General features: G+C 44.6%; 14 protein-coding genes, 1 tRNA gene and 2 pseudogenes. 7 read left to right on the plus strand and 10 right to left on the minus strand.

The genetic code is table 11. The features are described 5' to 3' along the window. Nucleotides 1–235 precede the first annotated feature (235 nt). The 5 genes and pseudogenes from glyQ to H6F74_RS19400 all read left to right on the plus strand — a co-directional run. Nucleotides 236–1,141: a glycine--tRNA ligase subunit alpha gene (gene glyQ, locus H6F74_RS19380; RefSeq protein ID WP_190443836.1), complete on the plus strand. Its 906-nt coding sequence runs from the start codon at nt 236–238 to the stop codon at nt 1,139–1,141. Between the two features lie 117 nt (nt 1,142–1,258). Further along, complete coding sequence (locus H6F74_RS19385) at nt 1,259–1,738, plus strand: DUF4079 family protein (RefSeq protein WP_190443857.1); 480 nt, start codon at nt 1,259–1,261, stop codon at nt 1,736–1,738. Then, on the plus strand, nt 1,738–4,017 hold the full coding sequence (locus H6F74_RS19390; protein WP_190443837.1) for a ComEC/Rec2 family competence protein: 2,280 nt from the start codon (nt 1,738–1,740) through the stop codon (nt 4,015–4,017). The genes H6F74_RS19385 and H6F74_RS19390 overlap by 1 nt, the downstream gene beginning before the upstream one ends. Nucleotides 4,018–4,294: 277 nt before the next feature. Further along, a pseudogene (locus H6F74_RS19395) lies at nt 4,295–5,418 on the plus strand (CHASE3 domain-containing protein); the annotation flags it as partial. A 978-nt stretch (nt 5,419–6,396) separates the two neighbouring features. Beyond that, nucleotides 6,397–6,888 (plus strand): annotated as a pseudogene (locus tag H6F74_RS19400) (transposase); the annotation flags it as partial. Here the strand turns inward: H6F74_RS19400 and H6F74_RS19405 are convergent. Further along, entirely contained in the window at nt 6,885–7,232 is a 348-nt protein-coding gene (locus H6F74_RS19405) for a hypothetical protein (protein ID WP_190443838.1), read from the minus strand. The pseudogene H6F74_RS19400 and the gene H6F74_RS19405 sit on opposite strands and share 4 nt — an antisense overlap. Nucleotides 7,233–7,718: 486 nt before the next feature. Between H6F74_RS19405 and H6F74_RS19410 the strand changes: the two genes are divergently transcribed. Beyond that, nucleotides 7,719–7,805: transfer RNA gene (locus H6F74_RS19410), tRNA-Ser, on the plus strand. Between the two features lie 6 nt (nt 7,806–7,811). On the opposite strand, the gene selD is transcribed toward H6F74_RS19410, so the two are convergent. Next, nucleotides 7,812–10,058 carry a selenide, water dikinase SelD gene (gene selD, locus H6F74_RS19415; protein WP_190443839.1) on the minus strand — a complete coding sequence of 749 codons (2,247 nt, stop codon included), beginning with the start codon at nt 10,056–10,058 and terminating at the stop codon, nt 7,812–7,814. A 227-nt stretch (nt 10,059–10,285) separates the two neighbouring features. On the opposite strand from selD, the gene H6F74_RS19420 reads away from it, so the two are divergent. Further along, the gene (locus H6F74_RS19420; protein ID WP_190443840.1) at nt 10,286–10,888 is read left to right on the plus strand and encodes a glutathione binding-like protein; all 603 of its coding nucleotides are present in this window, start codon (nt 10,286–10,288) and stop codon (nt 10,886–10,888) included. A gap of 260 nt (nt 10,889–11,148) precedes the next feature. Here H6F74_RS19420 and H6F74_RS19425 read toward each other — a convergent pair whose 3' ends face one another. The 8 genes from H6F74_RS19425 to bioD all read right to left on the minus strand — a co-directional run bounded on the left by H6F74_RS19425 (nt 11,149) and on the right by bioD (nt 18,996). Next, complete coding sequence (locus H6F74_RS19425) at nt 11,149–11,901, minus strand: ABC transporter ATP-binding protein (protein WP_190443841.1); 753 nt, start codon at nt 11,899–11,901, stop codon at nt 11,149–11,151. Between the two features lie 15 nt (nt 11,902–11,916). Further along, nucleotides 11,917–12,729 carry an ABC transporter ATP-binding protein gene (locus H6F74_RS19430; protein WP_190443842.1) on the minus strand — a complete coding sequence of 271 codons (813 nt, stop codon included), beginning with the start codon at nt 12,727–12,729 and terminating at the stop codon, nt 11,917–11,919. Further along, entirely contained in the window at nt 12,726–13,652 is a 927-nt protein-coding gene (locus H6F74_RS19435; protein ID WP_190443843.1) for a branched-chain amino acid ABC transporter permease, read from the minus strand. Before H6F74_RS19435 ends, H6F74_RS19430 begins: the two co-directional genes overlap by 4 nt. Nucleotides 13,653–13,728: 76 nt before the next feature. Beyond that, nucleotides 13,729–14,679, minus strand: coding sequence for a branched-chain amino acid ABC transporter permease (locus tag H6F74_RS19440; RefSeq protein ID WP_190443844.1), 951 nt, complete (start codon nt 14,677–14,679; stop codon nt 13,729–13,731). Between the two features lie 36 nt (nt 14,680–14,715). Beyond that, the gene (locus tag H6F74_RS19445; RefSeq protein ID WP_190443845.1) at nt 14,716–15,939 is read right to left on the minus strand and encodes an ABC transporter substrate-binding protein; all 1,224 of its coding nucleotides are present in this window, start codon (nt 15,937–15,939) and stop codon (nt 14,716–14,718) included. A 115-nt stretch (nt 15,940–16,054) separates the two neighbouring features. Further along, on the minus strand, nt 16,055–16,867 hold the full coding sequence (locus tag H6F74_RS19450) for a hypothetical protein (RefSeq protein ID WP_190443846.1): 813 nt from the start codon (nt 16,865–16,867) through the stop codon (nt 16,055–16,057). Between the two features lie 99 nt (nt 16,868–16,966). Beyond that, nucleotides 16,967–18,187 carry a M20 family metallopeptidase gene (locus tag H6F74_RS19455; RefSeq protein WP_190443847.1) on the minus strand — a complete coding sequence of 407 codons (1,221 nt, stop codon included), beginning with the start codon at nt 18,185–18,187 and terminating at the stop codon, nt 16,967–16,969. Between the two features lie 122 nt (nt 18,188–18,309). Beyond that, nucleotides 18,310–18,996 (minus strand): dethiobiotin synthase, encoded by a 687-nt coding sequence (bioD, locus tag H6F74_RS19460; RefSeq protein ID WP_190443848.1) that lies wholly within the window; start codon nt 18,994–18,996, stop codon nt 18,310–18,312. Nucleotides 18,997–19,079 lie beyond the last annotated feature (83 nt).

A 19,079-nucleotide genomic window follows, 5' to 3' on the forward strand; every position in this document is an offset into this window, starting at 1 on the left:
TTGACGAGGTTATTGTGTTACTCTGGCTTTCAAACTATTATTTTTTCTAGGTTCTCGTCGCTCGGTGGAGTGTCGCTTTCGCTTGTCTCTCCCGACCGCTTTATTAATATAGCTACTCTCTCCCCAATCTGTCAACTGTTTGAGCAAATTTATTTTGAAAATTCTTGAAAAGCTCTTGAGGGGGAGCATTTGCGCCACAATGGGTAATGCGTTGAGCGCCTGAGGAAAGGGAACTGTGAATTTTCAATCGGTGATTGCTACGTTGCATGAGTTTTGGGGCGATCGCGGTTGCCTAATCGCTCAGCCCTACGATATTGAAAAAGGGGCAGGCACCAAAAATCCCAATACCTTTTTAAGATGTCTTGGTCCGGAACCGTGGGCTGTCGCTTATGTCGAACCCTGCCGCCGCCCTACAGATGGACGTTACGGTGAAAATCCTAATCGTTACCAACACTATTACCAGTATCAAGTTCTGATTAAACCTTCGCCAGATAATATCCAAGAGATTTATCTGGACTCGTTGAGAGCTTTAGGTATTCGCCCTGAAGATCACGACATCCGGTTTGTAGAAGACAACTGGGAAGATGCCACCGTGGGAGCTTGGGGAGTAGGTTGGGAAGTATGGCTAGATGGGATGGAAATCACCCAATTTACTTACTTTCAACAATGCGGAGGCCTTGACTGTAGACCCGTCTCAATTGAGATTACCTATGGTCTGGAGCGATTAACTATGTATCTCCAGCAGGTGGATGCGTTTACCAAGATTCGCTGGACTGATAACGTTACCTACGGTGATGTTCACCTTCAGGGAGAAGTTGAGCAGTGTATCTATAATTTCGAGGCATCTAACCCAGATTTGTTGTTTACTTTGTTTGGTCTGTACGAGCAGGAGGCAGAGCAACTGACTGGACGTGGACTTGTCTTACCCAGCCTGGATTATGTTTTAAAGTGTTCTCACACATTTAATTTGCTGGATGCCAGAGGGGTGATTTCGGTAACGGAGCGGACGCGCTACATTGGCAGAATTCGCAAGTTGGCAAGGCGAGTCGCGGAGTTATATTTGCAGCAACGAGAGGCGCTGGGATTTCCCCTGTGCAAGCAAAAGGAAGTTGCACAGCAAGTATCTTTTGCAAGTGTGTAAGAGTTTGGGGATAGTGATCTGAGTTACCTAAGTGAGTAAAGGGACTGGGTTAGATTCTTTTGAAGATTGATAAACCAGTTGGGCAAACCTATGTTGATAGAGGAGGCTGTGAGGCGGGTGGCTAGTCTAAGTGAGGTTTTGGAACCAATTGCTAACCAGTTTGAAAAGTTAGGAATTCCGGATTCGATTGTGCATTGGGGACACCCGGTGATGATGGCAATTGTGGTGTTGGTGATGGGTAGTTTTATAGGGTTTGCCGGATGGCGCGGACGGGTGGCGGCGGATACGGCGATCGCTAGTAAAAGTCTGGCTGACCACCGGAAGCTGGCACCGTGGATGTTTCTGTTTATAGCACTAGGTTATACTGGCGGAGTTTTATCGCTAGTAATGCAAGATCAGCCGATTCTGGAAAGTCCGCATTTTTGGACTGGTTCTATTGTGCTGGGATTGCTGGCAATTAATGGCACGATTTCGATGATAGGCTTTGGGGGTAATAAGGTAGTGCTGCGGACATTTCATGCTTATTTAGGCACTACGGCACTTTGTCTGCTATTTGTACACGCTGTGCTGGGCTTGAAGCTAGGTTTGGCTATCTGATGAACTCGGCTGCTGGTGTAATTTTAAGCTTGTCCTATATTTTAGGCTTACTGTCTACGGCAGTTTGGTGGGGCAAGTATGCAGTTTTGGCTCTGGGGATTGGGGCTGCTTTTGTTGTACCTCAATTCTGGCGAACGGGGCCTAAAGCTAAAGTGTGGCTGGCGGTCGGAATTGTGGGGTTGCTGGCAGCACTGTATTTTCAAGCGCGGGTGCCGCAACCTTTAGCAAATGACATCAGCAAGTTTGTTCATGCCCAAAATGGGAAAGGGCAGGAGCAAGTTGTCACAGTTCAGGGAAAGATTGCTAGTACGCTTCGGCTAACGCAAAGTCAGCGATCGCAATTTTGGTTGGAAGCTTCTAAATTAAATGAGGTAAAGAACGGCGAGAACAAACCAGCTGATGTCAGTCAGGGAGTGACGGGCAAGTTATATGTAACTGTGCCTTTACTACAAGCTACTGGTTTATATCCTGGTGAAGCAATCGCAATTACGGGAGTATTGTATAAACCGAAAAAGGCTACGAATCCTGGTGCCTTTGATTTTCAGGCTTACCTGGCGCGAGAAGGGGGTTTTGCAGGTCTAAGCGGACGGCAGGTTAGTTTCCCCAATGAACAGGAAGAACGTGGCTGGGGATTCTGGACTGTAAGGCAGCGAATCATCCACTCTCAAGTTCGTTGGCTAGGTTCTCCAGAAGGGCAGCTTGTCAGTTCGATGGTTATGGGCAGTCAAGCGGTAGATTTGCCCTACGATGTACGGAATCAATTTATCCAGGTGGGATTGGCTCACGCTTTGGCAGCATCTGGATTTCAAATTTCTCTGATTCTGGGTTTTGTCATAGCTGCCTTTGGGCGTTTTTCCGTAAGGACGCAACTAGGCGTTGGGCTTGCTGCCATACTTATTTTTGTTTGCTTGACAGGAGTGCAGCCATCAGTTCTAAGAGCAGGGGTAATGGGAGTTGGGGCGTTAATCGCCTTAGCAATGCAACGAAAAGTCAAACCACTAGGTTCGCTCCTGCTTGCTGCCACGGTATTGCTATTATTTAATCCGCTGTGGATCTGGAATTTGGGGTTTCAGCTGAGTTTTCTAGCCACACTGGGATTGTTAGTCACGCTGCCAGCGATAATAAAATGGTTTGATTGGTTGCCGCCTGCGATCGCATCCTTATTTGCGCTGCCAATTGCCGTCTTACCGTGGGTTTTACCTTTACAACTCTTTGTCTTTGGTGTCGTATCTCCCTACAGTATCCTGGCAAACATCATCAGCACTCCCTTTTTATCTGTCATTAGTATTGGAGGAATTCTCAGCGCCTTAGCCGGATTAATTTGGCCTTTGGCGGGAAGCACTCTAGCTTGGTTATTGTATTACCCCACTCACTGGCTGATTTTGCTTGTGCAGTTTTTCAGCTCTTTGCCGGGAAACTCAATTGCTGTTGGCACTATTTCAATATTTCAAGTATTGGCGCTATACGGTTTAATTGGTCTAGCTTGGCTCAACAAGTGGTGGTGTCGGCGTTGGTGGTTTGCTGCGATTATTGCTACTACTCTGGTTGTTATCCCAGTTTGGCAGACAAAAGCAACTTTGTTTCGAGTCACGGTGCTTTCTACGCCGGGAGAGCCAGTTTTGGTGATTCAAGACAAAGGGGAAGTCACGCTGGTTAATAGTGGGGATGACAGTACAGCCAATTTTACTGTGCTGCCTTTTTTACAACAGCAGGGCGTCAATCAAATTGACTGGGCTGTGGTTACGGATTCTCAACTTAGTCCTAGAAGTGGTTGGGCTAAGATTTTGGAACGACTCCCGGTATCTACCTTTTACGTTAACGCTGCCTCTATTGATAAACTTCGGACTCTAGGTGTAAAGATTCCGCCTCAGGCTTTACCCGTTGGTCAGAGTGTACCGATTGGAACTTCAGCCATCAAGTTAATTAATAGCCAACCGCCAGTGGTACAACTGCAAATCAGCGACCAGAGTTGGTTAGTGTTGGGAAATTTTAAGCCAGAGGAAAATGAAAGAAAGTTAGCGCTCTTGAAACAATTACCGCCTGTTCAGGTGCTTTGGTGGTCTGGAGAAAGTTTACAAACTGATGTATTGCAAAAGATGCAACCAAAGGTAGCGATCGCCTCATCCGCTACCATCGATCCAGAAACGGCACAAACTCTGCGTAAAATTAACACCAAACTATATACAACCGAGCGTGATGGGGCAATCCAGTGGACTCCCAGTGGTGCCTTTGAGACAACGCTGGAAGCAACAGAAAACGATGTCGGTATTAGCTATTAGGAATGGGGGGTGATATTTCCCCAGCGTAGAGGTAAAGCTTGAATAGATAACCGATTTAAGGCTCAGACTACCGTGATTGAGACAGCAAAATTTTATGACTCAAACTTAACTATGGATCTAGCCGTAAGTTAGCTTCAGAAGCACACCTGAAGCAGCAGTCCGATAATGGAGACTTGGAGGCTCGAATAATTTTGGTTAGATTGTTGTCAGTATTAAATCAAAAGAACCCGTTTACTCGCCTCCAGTGACGGCAAAGAGCGGTGGATGAGACTCCAAGATGAAAGCACCAATACCCGATAACGAAGCAGAGCGAATTGAGGCGCTTTTGCAGTATAAGATCCTCGACACCCCTGCTGAGGAAGCCTTTGACGATTTCACCCGTTTAGCCTCGTATATTTGTGGAACTCCCATCGCCTTAGTCAGTTTGATCGATGCCAACCGCCAGTGGTTCAAGTCGAAGGTGGGTTTAGAGGCGCTAGAAACTCCCCGCGATAACGCATTCTGCGCCCATGCAATCGTGCAACCGGACGTTTTTATTGTTCCGGATGCAACGGCTGACGAACGGTTTGCAACAAACCCCCTAGTCACCTCCGGCCCCAATATACGTTTTTATGCAGGTACGCCCTTGATTACGCCGGAAGGGCAGGCGGTGGGAACGCTCTGCGTAATAGACCGCGTACCGCGAGAACTGATGCCGGAACAGGTGGAGGCATTGCGATTACTTGGTCGCCAAGTGATTAAGCAAATGGAATTGAGGCGCAATTTAGCTAATCTGACACTGGTTACGGGGGAGCGACAACAGACAGAGAAAACGCGGAGGCAATTCTTCAAACGGATTGCGGGAGGGTTTGGGTTAGCGTCAGCAATTTTAGTCCTGATTGGTATGATTTCGTACCAAAGTACAAGGGGACTAATTGAGAGCAATCGTCGGGTAGAACAAACTCAAGACAGCATCCTTAACCTCGAAGAACTCCTCTCCAAGGTTCAGGATGCTGAGACGGGACAACGGGGCTACATTCTCACCGGAAATGAGCGTTATCTGGAACCGTATAACGCTGCAATTACCACAGTTGATCGGCAAATTGAGCAGTTAGGGAATTAACGGCGGATAACTCCAACCAACAGATGCGGTTGGATACTATTAGCTCCTTGATAACAGAAAAACTCGCTGAACTCAAAAAGACAATTGGCTTGCGGAAGAACCAGGGATTTGAAGCTGCGTTGCAGGTGATTGAGACAAATCAGGGAAAGAATCTCATGGATGAGATCCGCTCTGGTATCAAGGAGATAGAGAACGATCGCAAGGTGTTATTGCAGCAGCAGGTAGTAGAGGCAAAAGCCAGCGCTGTTAAAACAATGGTGACACTAGCGATCGCTATCATCCTGAGTTTTGTTATTCTCAGGACTTACGCAACTGGCACAGCGCGAGCGCAATTTTATAGTATTTACCTACTATGTCAGAGTGGCGTATCTAGATGGCATTGCTGAAATTACCAACAGTAATTGGCTGTGTTAAGTATTCTTCAAATCATGAGAGAATTAGTTGAGGACGCATAAAAAAATCTTGTAGTTTATGAGATTTACTAAACTTAACTATTCCCAATACTTGTTAAGTAGTCAGACGAATTATACTCTGACAAATCTGGCAGAGCATTTAGAGCAGATTAGTCATGATAAAATTAACCGTTATCTTGAGAATGAAAAGTTAACATCCCGTTTACTTTGGGATAATGTTAAAGATATCGTTCAAGTGAGTGAGAGCGCATATCTAGTTTTTGATAACACAGTACTTGATAAACGATACGCCACAGAAATAGAGACAAGCACTCATGCAATATAGTGGCAATCAACAGGATGTCATCCAAGGTATTGAGCTAATAAATTGTATATATGTCAATCAGGAAACTGGAAAGTTTTAGATAGTTGATTATCGGATTTATGACCCAGATAGAGATGGAAAAACAAAGATAGACCATGTGAACGAGATGCTGCAAAACCTAATATATTATAAGGCTTTACCCTTCCAAGGTGTTTTGATGGACACTTGGTAGGCGACAAGTAAATTGATGTTATATATTGATAGATTAGAAAAATATAGCGGTTCTCGGTTGTGTGAGGTACAGTTTCAAAACTGAAAAGCTTGATAATATTGGATTTGGGTGTACCTCAGTCGTATAAGAACCGCTATATCCCTCTTCTGTCACTCTCCGAAAACATTTGCCATTTTTGAACTCTAGAGCCTTTGTATACGAAGCGATCGCCAGATTTTTTTCTAACAACAAATACAGCCACCAACTTTTTCTAATAGGATAGCTTGTATTGATTGACTGATAAGGCTTCTGGAGATTGCCTGCCCGGAGAGTGACAGAAGAGGGATATTATTATTGTCCTCTGAAACGTAATAGACTTGTTGATGATACAGCAGGTCAAAAAAAATATCAAAAAATTGAATTGCTATCTTGGGACAGACAGGAGTTAAAATCAGGTAAAATAATTAAAATAAAAAAGTTTCCTCAAGCTAAAAAAGTGAAGCTCTTCCGGGTAACTGTCTCGACCAAAAGAACAGATTTTATCGCTACAAACGATTTATCTCAAGATTCTACAGACGTTGTACAAAAAGTGTGTAAGGTTCGATGGAAGGTTGAGGAGTTTCATAGAGAATTAAAACAAGTAACTGGTATTGAATCGTGTCAATGTCGCAAGGGACGTATCCAAAGAAACTATATTGCTTGTGCTATTTTAGTCTGGCTTCGACTCAAAGATGTAGCTTATCAAAGCTCCCAAACAATTTATCAAATTAAACATGGATTATTGTCCAATTATTTAGTTCAACAACTAAAACGTCCAAATGTCCCGATGTTTATTGTCTAGTTGTTTAGCGCTCCGCTCGGTGCGGCTGCGCCGCACCGTCGCTTGTGACAGTTGCGTAAGTCCTGATAAGGAGTTTTCGTAGCGGCGATTTGAGCTGCGGTAAGGGGTTCACCCGGAATTTCTACAGATTGAGCATCCAGTTTAGCGAGGGCGATCGCATTATCTGAGGATTCAGGGGAAGCCTTAACAGAAGCGGGTACAGAAGACTCAACAACGGTAGCCCTTTTAGAAAGGTGGTTAGAAACCATCTGTAACCCCGCGATCGCGACAACCCCTGTCACTACACCTCCGACAGTAGCCAGGATGGACAAACCTTTAGGTGGTGGCTTGAAATCAGAATTCATCAGTTATGCAACCTCACTATGAAAGCTAGTCCTTGCCGTTTAGCTACTTCAAGCAACAGTGTTTACTGCTGGTACTTATAATTCCCAGTTTTTTACTCTCACTAACGATGGAACAGAATTTTTTTTTGCAGAAATCGATTTTCATTGCGTTCCACATAACTCAAAATTGTGGATCTTTAATAACTCGATAGCGAGAATTGACCTCTTAGAGGATGTCTCATTCAGGGAGAATTTATCCTTGTTTCCGATAGCTTATTTATCGAATGCCAAAGCCTCTACCAGATGCCAATCATACTTTTCAGAACTCCTGCCAGAAGGGGAAATACTCAACCTGCTTTGGTGATAAATTGGTATGAACTGGCTATTACCTCCAGTGATGGCGTGATGCTTTATTGGAATTTCTCCGTTGGGCAGAAGAGATTGGCACAATGTGGGATATACTGGTAAAGCTGACTAATTAACTAAGGGTTAATAGGTATAGCTCTTGGAGAGGTGGCAGAGTGGTTGAATGCGACTGACTCGAAATCAGTTGTGGCGGCAACGTCACCGGAGGTTCAAATCCTCTCCTCTCCGTTGAATTTAGACAATTACTGAGATGGGCTTAATGCCTTGATTCGGTAGGGTGACGCGACCAATTATCCGGCTGTGGGTATATCCCAAGGTTTTGAGTGAGGCGACACAAGCACCAGCGCGTTCATCTGGGATAGCAGCTAAGAGTCCGCCGGAGGTTTGGGGATCAAACAGGAGAGGGTAGTTAAAGCGATCGCGCACTTGTGATAAATTGCTAATTTGGCGGGATGCCCGTAAATTCTGCGGATGCAGAGAACTGAAAATTCCCATTTGCAGCGTTTCTAAAGCACCTTCTAGAACTGGAATGGCTTCTAAATCTAACTCCACCGCTACCTGAGATGCTTGGATCATTTCCAGCAAATGCCCCAACAGTCCAAAGCCTGTAACATCGGTACAGGCAGTAGTTCCATATTTCAATAAACACTTGGCTGCTGCTTGATTTGATAGCAACATTGACGCAACAGCACCATCAATCCAGCGTCCTTTTGCCTTCAGGCGCATATCAGCGGCAAATAGAGTACCAGTTCCTAGTGGTTTGGTTAAAATTAGCACCTGACCTGGCTTCATACCGCCTTTTCGCAGCAGCTGATTAGGATAGGCTAAGCCGTTACAGGATAACCCAAAGATAAGTTCTGCACCTTCGGTTGTGTGTCCGCCTACGAGAGGTGTCTGGGATTGATGCAACACTTTAGCGGCACCTGATAACAGTTGATAAAGCGTTTCCTCCTGCTTTTTTTCCCAGGCGTAGGGAATGGTGACAATTGCTAATGCACTCTGGGGAGTAGCACCCATTGCAAAAATATCGCTTAAGCAATGATTGGCGCTAATTTGAGCAAAGATAAACGGATCATTAATTAAGCTGCGGAAATAGTCTAAGGTATGAACCATCACCTGATCCGCTGGGACACGGACTACGGCGGCATCATCTGGTGCATCAAGTCCAATTAGAATATCTTCTCTATTAGCGGATTCAGGTTGTTCTAATTTGATACGATGCAAGACTCTTTCGAGTGTGGTACTGCCGATTTTAGAACCGCAACCAGCACAACGCATTGGGGGATTGGGAATTTTATATTTTGGTTTGGGGATTTTGGATTGGGTGACGACTGACATTTCCGGCAAGTTGTGGAAACGTGCCATAAATTGGCGGTCGATGCGGTCTTTCCAGTGCCATAGTAGGGGAGATTGGCAGCCGAAATTTCCCCAGGAAGCGATCGCGCTCTTATACCCTGTACCAATTAAACTAAGATATTGTTTCTGCGGCTTGTACGGTTTGAGTGGTTTTCCTAGTAATGTCCGCCGCAGGTTGTTAAATAGTGGCTTCCCCTGACGCACGGCAAATACTCCCGCCTTGGGACGGGGATGATTAACCATCGCCGCAATATCACCCGCGGCAAATACTTGGGGATGAGACACTGATTGTAATGTGTCCTCTACACCGATAAAGCCTTTGGTATCGGTAGCTAGTCCGGATGCTTGTAGCCAAGTGGGTGCGGATGCTTGTGTCGCCCAAAAGATGCGATCGCACTCTATCATAAGATTCGATTCGCAGATAACCTTGTGCGGTTCAACCTCGCACACCTTTTCCGACAAATGCAATTGAATTTCCCGGTGGGTGAGAATTTTTTGGAGACGATGACCCACCCACTGGTTATAGTCCGGTAAAAGGTAGGAACCGCTATGGAATAAATGAATTTCTGGGTTTTGTTTAGAAAATTTATCTAGGCGAGAGTGCATTGCTAGTGCCAGTTCCACACCGCCAGCACCTCCACCAACAATAGCAATTTTTATAGGTTTTTCGGGATTTGCCGCAACATCCTTAAGCAGCTGGTTCCATGCACTCAAAAACTTTGGCACTGGTTTAGCTGGGATAGCGTATTCAGCTGCTCCCGGAACAGATATTATTGTTGGAGTGCTGCCAATATTGATTGATAACAAGTCAAAGGCAACATCTGGACGGTTAGCACAAATGACTTTATTATTTTCCAGGTCTAGACCAATTACCCGGTCAATATACACCTGCGCTTGGGCAAATTGGGCAAGACGGCGCAAGTCAATGTGACTTTCATCATAATCATAGATGCCTGCCACATGACCGGGAAGCATTCCCGAATAGGGAGTGTGTGATACCTCTGAAATTAGTGTCAGGCGTACTCCCAGTAACGGTTTCATGGCAAACATTTTCAGTGCAATGGCATGGCTATGTCCGCCACCAACTAGCACTAAGTCTTTGAAAATGGGAGATGTTACCTGCATCTAAAAGCTTGTTTTGAACTTTGGGGGCTGAAATTATGGTAGTTGCTTCTACGGGGGAGTGTGTGGAAGTAAAAATGCCCGACGGCTAAAGTCGCGGCTAAACAAACAAAGTCTGCCTTCGCAGGCTAATATTTGCAAAAAAGAGATGCTTCTGTATGGAAGCGATCGCTTCTAGGCAATTCAAGCTACACTACCCTCGGTAAACGGCAATTCTCAGGAGTAAAATCATGATTGACCTTTACACCTTCACCACACCGAACGGGCGCAAGGCTTCTGTCATGTTGGAGGAAGTTGAGCTTCCTTACAACGTCCACAAGATTGATATAACCAAAAACGAGCAATTTACTCCAGAATTTGTAGCAATTAATCCCAATAGCAAGATTCCGGCAATTGTTGACCGAGACACCGACATGACAATTTTTGAGTCTGGTGCCATCCTGATTTATCTAGCAGAGAAAACTGGCAAATTTCTGCCCACTGAACAAAAAGGTCGCTTTCAAGTGCTGGAATGGCTAATGTTTCAGATGGCAAGCGTGGGGCCAATGTTCGGTCAATTGAACCACTTTAAAAAGTTTGCCCCAGAAAAGATTCCTTACGCAATTGAGCGATATGAGAAAGAAACCTTGAGGCTTTACGGAGTTTTAGATAAACAACTCTCTGAACGTGAATTTATCTGCGATGACTACTCAATTGCTGATATTGCGACATTTCCTTGGGTTGCTATTTATGAATTTCAAGGTTTAACACTAGATAATCATCCAAATCTCAAACGTTGGGTTGAGACAATTCAGCAGCGTCCAGCCGTACAACGCGGGATGGCAGTTCCATAACAAGGCAAAACTTAAGAAGCAAAATGTAAAAAAGTAGAGTGGGCACTGCCCACCTATTTATTTTAAGAATAGGCGATTGCCTATACTAACCGTCAGGCACGAAAGGGTTATCAACTATAGACCCAAAATGGGTAACATAGCTCCCATTACTTTTTATATTTATCCCAATTTTTGACGACTTTTTTACTTATTTAGTGCCCTTATTTCACTCAAATATAAACAAAAATAAATCTTCAAATAAAAGTAAACAATATTCTAAATTACCCCAAATAAGCCTTCATAACTCGCTCATCCTTAAGCAAGTCAGAAGATTTTCCTGTTAAGGTGATGCAACCAGCTTCAAGTACATATCCTCTGTCAGAAATCTCTAAAGCCAGATTAGCGTTTTGCTCAACTAAAAGGATAGTTACTCCTGTATCGCGGAGATTTTGAATAATAGAAAAAATTTCTCTGACAATTGTAGGAGCAAGACCCAAGCTCGGCTCATCCAATAGTAACAGTTTCGGACGGCTCATCAAAGCACGAGCGATCGCTAACATTTGCTGTTCGCCACCGCTGAGTGTCCCAGCCAGTTGATTTCGACGTTCTTTAAGACGTGGAAACATCTCAAATTGCCGATTAATATCAGCCCTCACCACTTCCTGGTTGGAGTGGATGTAAGCACCCAATTCTAAGTTATCAAAAACAGTTTGCCGCGCTAATACTCTACGTCCTTCCGGAGAATGAGCAATTCCTAGTCGCACTACTTCATGAGGTTGGCGATGAGTAATATTGCGTCCACTGTAAATAATGCTACCAATTCGGGGATTAATTATCTTAGAGATAGCGCGTAAGGTAGTGCTTTTTCCAGCGCCGTTGGCACCGATAAGAGTGACAACCTCGCCGTTGTTGACAGTCAGGTTAATATCGTTTAAGGCTTGAATTCCACCATAATTAACAAAAAGATTTTTAAGTTCTAACAGGGTAAATTTCTCTTTTCCCTCACCTGATTCTCTGTATTTATCAGCGTTCATCAGCGTTTAAAGTCCTCATTCATTTCCCAAATAAGCTTCAATTACAGACGGATCGTTTCTAATAACCGATGGTTCGCCCAAAGCAATCAATTTACCAAAATTTAACACGGCAATGCGATCGCATAATCCCATTACCAGCGGTACGTGATGTTCAATCAAGATTACCGTCAAGTTGAACTGTTGACGGATTTCTCGGATAAATTCGCTTAATTGGTGTTTTTCGCTAGGATTCATCCCAGCAGCAGGCTCATCTAGAAGTAGAACTTGCGGTTCTAAGGCTAGCGCCCTAGCAATTTCTAAACGACGCTGATCCCCATAAGGAAAGTTTTGAGCTTTTTCTTCAGCGCGATCGCTTAATCCCACCATATCCAGTAACGCGATCGCTTTTTGTTTATTTAGCTGTTCTCGCCTAGAAGCCGATGGCAAACTCAACAACCCAGTTAACAGAGTAGATAAAACATTAGCGCCCTGATTATGAATATGCCGCGCAATCATCACATTTTCCAGCGCTGAAAGATTACCAAACAAGCGAATATTTTGAAAAGTCCTGGCGATACCTTTAGCAGCAATTTGATGGGGAGGGCGCTGGGAAATTTCCTCGCCTTGATAGACTAATTGTCCGCTAGAAGGCTGGATTAACCCAGTAATCAGATTAAATAGTGTGGTTTTACCAGCACCGTTGGGGCCAATTAAACCAAAAATCTCATTTTTATGGACAGTGAAGGATACATTATTCACCGCTACCAAGCCACCGAACTGGCGCATTAGTGCTTTCGCTTCCAGACAGGGCGAAGTGTCAAGTTTCAAAGGTAAAATTTCATCCTTCATGCTTTATTATTCATTTTTTTCTTAAACAATTCTGGCGTCACCAAACCTTGAGGGAAAAATATCGTTCCCACAACTATCAGTAACCCAAAAATAATTAAGCGTCCATCTCGGAGGAATCCTGCTAACCAGGTAGGTAAACCGCTGGTGTCTGCAATTCCTCTCAATATTTCTGGCAAAGCTGTAAATACCATACCACCCAGTACAGGCCCGATAAAAGTTCTGGTGCCACCAATTAAGACAGAGGTTAAATAGACAATACTGGCATCAAAAGTGCCTTGGCGAGCATTCCAGGTATTGAGGAAATGGGCACTAATTGCACCAGCTATTCCTGCTAAAATCGCGCCCAAGGTGAAAGCTAAAACCTTGTAGTAAGTTGGGTTAATTCCCATCGCACCCGCAGCTAATTCATCTTCTCGAATTGCTGTAAATGCCCTTCCTGCCCGAATTCGTTCAAGTCGATAAAGCAATACCATACTAATTATTAGTAAAGGCACCGCTATCCACAAATACTCGATAGGTGTTTGGAAAGGTTGAGGGATACCAAAAATGCCGACAGCGCCGCCAGTAATATCCAAATTCAGGGATAAGACGCGCAAAACTTCAACAAAGGCAATGGTAGCGATCGCTAAATAGATCCCCCGCAACCGCAGCGCCGGAATCCCTACCATAACGCCTAATATGCCAGAGACTACACCAGCAATCAGCATCTCCAATAACAGCAGCGGGATCGGGAATAAACCGCCACTAACGCGAAATACCTGGGTAGATAGAATCGCTGCAATATATCCGCCCAGCGCATAAAAACCAGGACTTGCTAGAGATAACTGTCCAGTCATCAGCGGCAGGTACAAGGACAATCCTAGTAGTGCCCCCAACACCATAGAAACGATCAGAGATCCATAAGTGTTAAAAAAATCACTCATTGCAACACATTAAAAGCAGAAAATCACACATAGAAATTGCTTATAAATACTCTTTTTATATTTTACATTTTAATAACTACACTTTTTGAATCAAGCGACGCCCCAGCAAACCTTGGGGTCTAACTATCAGCATGATGAATAGTATTCCAAAAGCAAAAGCATCCTTATAAGCAGAATAATCTGAAGGGACAAATGCCTCCACAAGTCCGATTGCTAAACCTCCTAAGACGGCACCAGGAATGCTCCCTAAACCACCGAGTACGATAACAGCTAAGCCCTTCAATCCAAATGCAATACCCAAGTATGGCCCAGCAATACTTACACTAGACCCTACCAAAGTACCTGCCAATCCAGCTAAGAAACTGCTGACGAAAAATGTCAGAACAATAAAAAAATCGGTATCGATCCCTAGCAAGCTAGCAGTTACCGGATCTTCAGCTACAGCTTTCATCGCCTTGCCGAATTTAGTACGATTGATGAAATAAGTAAGAATTGCCAAAATTATTACACATACACTAAAAATTACAACTTGAACGCTACGAATAGGAATCGGGTTTTCTGCCGTGCCGAAGTTGATAGAAGCAGGCAAGTTACCATAAGTATTTGCAGGAAAACTATAACTTTCTGCCCCCACCAAATACTGGATTAAATTTACAATTACTAATGCTACGCCCAGGCTAGAAACTACCGTCAGCAGAGGGTCAGATCCTTTACGCCGCAAAGGCCGAAAAGCAATTCGCTCAATTCCAACCCCAACCAAACCAGCCAGCGTACTCCCTAAAATTAATGCTAGTGCAAAGGGAAGTTTTATCGGTAAAGTTGTATTTGCAAACAATCCATTAAATCCAAATGTTCCTCCCATCAGGGCATAAGTGAAGTACGCTCCTAAAGTAAAGAGTGCCCCATGAGCAAAATTAATGATCCCTAAGATAGAAAAAATCAGAGTGTATCCCAAGGCGAAAATCGCATAAACACTACCAATAGACAAACCGTTTAGGAATTGTTGTAAAAACAGAGTGATATCCATATATTTTGATTAAGGTGGGCTTTGCCCACCCTACTCTTATTTAACTAAAGCGAATTTACCATTATTTCCGTCTGCATCTACCTTTAGCTGGGCGACGTAAAATTCTTTTTGTTTGACATCGCCTACTGGCGTAAAACCGATCTCACCTAGTGGCGTCTGGTACGTACCTGTCAGCAACTGCTTGTTCAGTTCTGTACGCAGTTGAGCCAGCGGCATTGTGCTGATTTTGGTTTTCTGATTTAAAGCTTTTAGAGCCTCTGCATATACTTGAACCGCTGCAAAGGCTTGGGCACTAAATTGCGGTGGTTCTTTTTTATATTGATTGAGATAAGCAGTGCGGAAGGCAGCGTTCACCTCACCAGAGTATTCGGGGCTATAAGCTTGTGCAACGAGAACTCCATCGCAGAGAACTTTACACACATTAAATATATTGGAAGTATTAAATCCATTCCCCCCAACAATAGTACCTTTATAACCCAGTTCCCGCAGTTGTCGAACCAAGTTTCCTCCGTCTGCCGCCAGTCCAGAAATAATCACTAAATCGGGTTTTAAGTTAATTGCATTGGTGGTTTGCGTTTGAAAATCAGTATCACTCGTCTGGAACTTTTGTACGGTTACTAAATCAAGTTTCTGATCCTTAACCGTTTGCTGAAAAATCTCTGTCTCCGACTTACTAAACGCATCATTTTGAGCGTAGAATACGGCAACTCTCTTGATAGTTGGGTTAAGCTTGAGCGCTGCTTTTAGTGAGAGAGGGGCGACAATGGAAACGGGTGCTGAGACACGAGCAACATAATCTCCAATCTCCGGAATTCCTTTAGCAGTGTTGGAGGCTCCGATAACTGGCACTTTTGTTCTTTCTGCAATGGGGTCGGCACTAAATGCTTGCTGCGAAAGAGTTGGCCCAACAATGCCGACAACTTTATTTTGACTAATTAGGGTTTGAAAGGCATTGATCGCTCCGGCTTCCTCTCCACCTGTGTCCTGAACGATCAATTTAATCGGGGTGCCGTCAATACCACCTTTGTCATTAAAATATTTCTCAGCAATTTTGGCACCCGCAATGCCTTCCTGACCGAGGAGGGCGACGTTGCTGGTTTGCGCCAAAGCAATCCCAATCGGAATGGCACTAGATGAACCTGCGTCTGCTGAAGGGGCAGTGCTGGGGTTTGTGCCCACAGTGTTCGTTTGGGTGCAGGCTGACAGTAGGAATGCAACGGTAAGAAATACGGCAGAGGTTCGCACAGCAGGTCGTTTCATAGCTCAGTAGATTGTAGATATTTTAGAAGGTAGTTTTTTTAGAAACCGGATTTCTATTTATATTTTCGGTTCTTTTGTGTCTACCTACTAAGGTATGAAATATTCCTTGAGGATTTTACATTCGCCCCATGACAATTCCCCAAAAATAATCCTCGAATGGCCCTTCAGCCACATCTACGTGCATCTTTCTCGCCCAAGTGTAGATGTCGAAGCTGATATGTCCGCTATCGTGGTGCCAAGGTTTACCTGGTTGAATAACAATATTGCCTAATAGGGAAATCCAGTGAGTCGGGTAAGGCAGCAGTGGCAGTTTGTTGCTGAGTAACCCTTCAGCCGTAACTAAGGCAAACGCAACGCCACCGCTAGCGATGACTTCTGCGGCTTCGCGCATCGCATCAAATTCGCCATAAATATAGGTATGGGCGTATTTAAATTGGCGATAGCCCAGCACTTCTTTCACCCAGCCTTTCATCTCCCAGGATTTCGTCATCCCGCCTAAGTTCCGAATGATGTTGGGGGCGTTTGGTTCGACTGGAAAAATCAGGTTTTCTGATTCGCGCAAGGTTGCCAACAGCATCCAATCTGCCATCCCCATCCTCAGCCTGCCTTGGCTTTGGCGCAGTCTGGGCGATGCTTGGATAAATCTAGTTATCGCTTGAAAACCGCCGGTTTCAAATAAATTGCGGCAAATTTGCACGTACTTGAGGGGCTGTTTGCGAACCAACTCAAATACAATCGATGCTGGCCCGCAAAAGGGTTGTCCCCCTTGGTTGACTTGAAAGGGATCGATTAGACGCGATCGCATATCAGCAATGACTTGCTGTTTATCCAAACTAGACCAAACGCTGGGGACGCTGGATTGCTCGAAGTCTGCGATCGCTTGCTGTGCCTGTTGCAAATCAGTTGAATTTGGCAGTTGAGAAGTCATCAGCACCTCATGGGATAGACGAAAGATTACAGGGATCGGGTTAGCAGTTTATCAATTGCAGGCTAAAACGACTTTTTAAACCTTCACCCTGACAATCTTTCAATCCTTCAACCCGCAAAATTTCTCAACACACCGGACAAATATCTCAACACCCATTCCTAGCGCAGTTTCATCAAAGTTAAATCGCGGATGATGGTGCGGATATGCTAAATCTTTGTCTGGATTCGCTGAACCCAAAAAGAAATAGCAACCAGGTACAGCCTGAAGGAAAAAGGACATATCTTCGCCGCCCATTGTTTGGCATTCTGGCACAATTCCTAGAGGGGTTTCTATTACGCCTTCTGCCACAGAACGGACTAATTCCGCTATGGTTGCATCATTAATCACAGCTGGATAATGTCGCTGGTAGTCTAATTTATATGTAGCTCCGTGACTTTGGCAAACTCCGGCAATAACCTGCTCAAGTCGCTGGGGAATTAGTTCTCCTAATGCAGGATTAAAATATCTTACAGTTCCGCTGAGATAGGCGGTATCAGCAATTACGTTGACTGCTGTGCCTGCATGAATTTCGCCAACGGTAACAACTGCCGACTCTAGCGGCGAAACATTACGCGCCACAATCGTTTGCAAGGCAGTAACAATATGAGCGGCGACTAAAATTGAATCTACTGTTTGTTGCGGAATGGCTCCGTGTCCGCCTTTGCCCTGAATTGTGCAGCGAAAACTTTCTGTTGCTGCCATCAAGGCACCGTTACGAACGCCGACTGTACCCAGTGGCAGGTTGTTCCACAAATGAAGCCCGACTATAGCATCAACCTGCGGATTTTGCAAGACTCCAGCTTCAATCATTGGCACGGCACCTCCCGGCCCTTCCTCAGCAGGTTGGAAGATAATCTTTACGGTGCCTGTGAAGTCTTGACGATGCTGGGAAAGATAGAAGGCAACCGAAAGCGCGATCGCAGTATGTCCATCATGACCGCAAGCGTGCATCACTCCATCATGCTGTGACCGATAAGGCACATCGTTCTGTTCCTGAATTGGCAGCGCGTCCATATCTGCCCGAATCGCCAGCACTTTACCTGGTTTATCCCCATGAATTGTGGCAACAATTCCAGTTTGGGCAATGCCAGTTTGATGCTCAATTCCCCATTCTTGTAATTTTTGGGAAATTAACTCAGCTGTGAGATGTTCTCGAAAGCCTAATTCAGGTTTTTGATGCAGTCGCCGCCGCAATTCTACGATAGTTGGCTGTAATTCTTGAATTTCCCGACGAATGCGAGATATATCAACAGGAAGCGGGCTTAAAGAAGTGGAAACCATGAGTGGATTTTGAATTTTGGATTTTGCGGGGGCGAAGGAGTTTCTGAAGCTCCAATGATTTCGGATTAGTAAATTTTGGATTTTGGACTATCAAAAGCAACCAACAACTGAAAATACAAAATCTAAAATTTAAAATCTAAAATCCTCTCTATATCTAACTGTGACGCAACTTGTGTCAGTTTGGCTAGATCGGTCGCGTCAGCTAGATGGGGGATGATGCCAAAAACTGGTGTATTCGTTAAAGACTGGATCAAGTCTATTGGTGTCAAATCGGCAATTTCTTGGTCTGAACGAGGTTGAGTGCAATTGAGGACAATGCCTTTAAGTTTGACACCAGATTGACGAGCAAGGGCGACATTAGCGACAGCTTGCGCGATCGCGCCCAATCTCACAGGTACTACCAAAACCGTTGGTAAACCCCAATCCCGCGCCAAATCTGCCACTGTAAGTTCATAGGTCACAGGCGAACCCAATCCCCCCAGCGCTTCCACCAGCAAAAAATCACGCGATCGCTGTAGATTTTGAAACCCTTGCCAAGCTTTGCCCAAATCAACATTTGCTCCTTCTCGATCGGCTGCTATGGGAGGTGCTAGAGGTGCTTGGAAATACACGGGGTTAATTTCATCCAGAGATTGATTCAGGGAAAATAACTGATTGTAAAGTTCCCTATCTCCAGTTCCCGACTGAATCGGCTTCATTATCCCTAAACTTTTAGCAGAATAATACGTCTGCCAGTAAGCCGCCAAAGCCGTTGTCAAAACTGTTTTCCCAGCGTCCGTATCGGTTCCAGTAATTAGTAGTGTGTTCAAAGTAGTTTTCAGTTAGTTGGGAATGGGGGATTGGGAATTGGGAATGGGGGATTGGGGATTGGGGATTGGGGATTGGGAATTGG

The organism is Trichocoleus sp. FACHB-90 (assembly GCF_014695505.1).
GTDB classification, from domain to species: domain Bacteria; phylum Cyanobacteriota; class Cyanobacteriia; order Cyanobacteriales; family FACHB-T130; genus Funiculus; species Funiculus sociatus.

Coding starts and splice junctions, on each gene's coding strand:
- H6F74_RS19455 (WP_190443847.1), bottom strand. CDS start 18,187: ATGGTTTCCACTTCTTTAAGCCCGCTTCCTGTTGATATATCTCGCATT.
- H6F74_RS19425 (WP_190443841.1), bottom strand. CDS start 11,901: ATGAACGCTGATAAATACAGAGAATCAGGTGAGGGAAAAGAGAAATTT.
- H6F74_RS19420 (WP_190443840.1), top strand. CDS start 10,286: ATGATTGACCTTTACACCTTCACCACACCGAACGGGCGCAAGGCTTCT.
- H6F74_RS19440 (WP_190443844.1), bottom strand. CDS start 14,679: ATGGATATCACTCTGTTTTTACAACAATTCCTAAACGGTTTGTCTATT.
- H6F74_RS19435 (WP_190443843.1), bottom strand. CDS start 13,652: ATGAGTGATTTTTTTAACACTTATGGATCTCTGATCGTTTCTATGGTG.
- H6F74_RS19430 (WP_190443842.1), bottom strand. CDS start 12,729: ATGAAGGATGAAATTTTACCTTTGAAACTTGACACTTCGCCCTGTCTG.
- H6F74_RS19390 (WP_190443837.1), top strand. CDS start 1,738: ATGAACTCGGCTGCTGGTGTAATTTTAAGCTTGTCCTATATTTTAGGC.
- H6F74_RS19450 (WP_190443846.1), bottom strand. CDS start 16,867: ATGACTTCTCAACTGCCAAATTCAACTGATTTGCAACAGGCACAGCAA.
- H6F74_RS19405 (WP_190443838.1), bottom strand. CDS start 7,232: ATGAATTCTGATTTCAAGCCACCACCTAAAGGTTTGTCCATCCTGGCT.
- selD (WP_190443839.1), bottom strand. CDS start 10,058: ATGCAGGTAACATCTCCCATTTTCAAAGACTTAGTGCTAGTTGGTGGC.
- H6F74_RS19445 (WP_190443845.1), bottom strand. CDS start 15,939: ATGAAACGACCTGCTGTGCGAACCTCTGCCGTATTTCTTACCGTTGCA.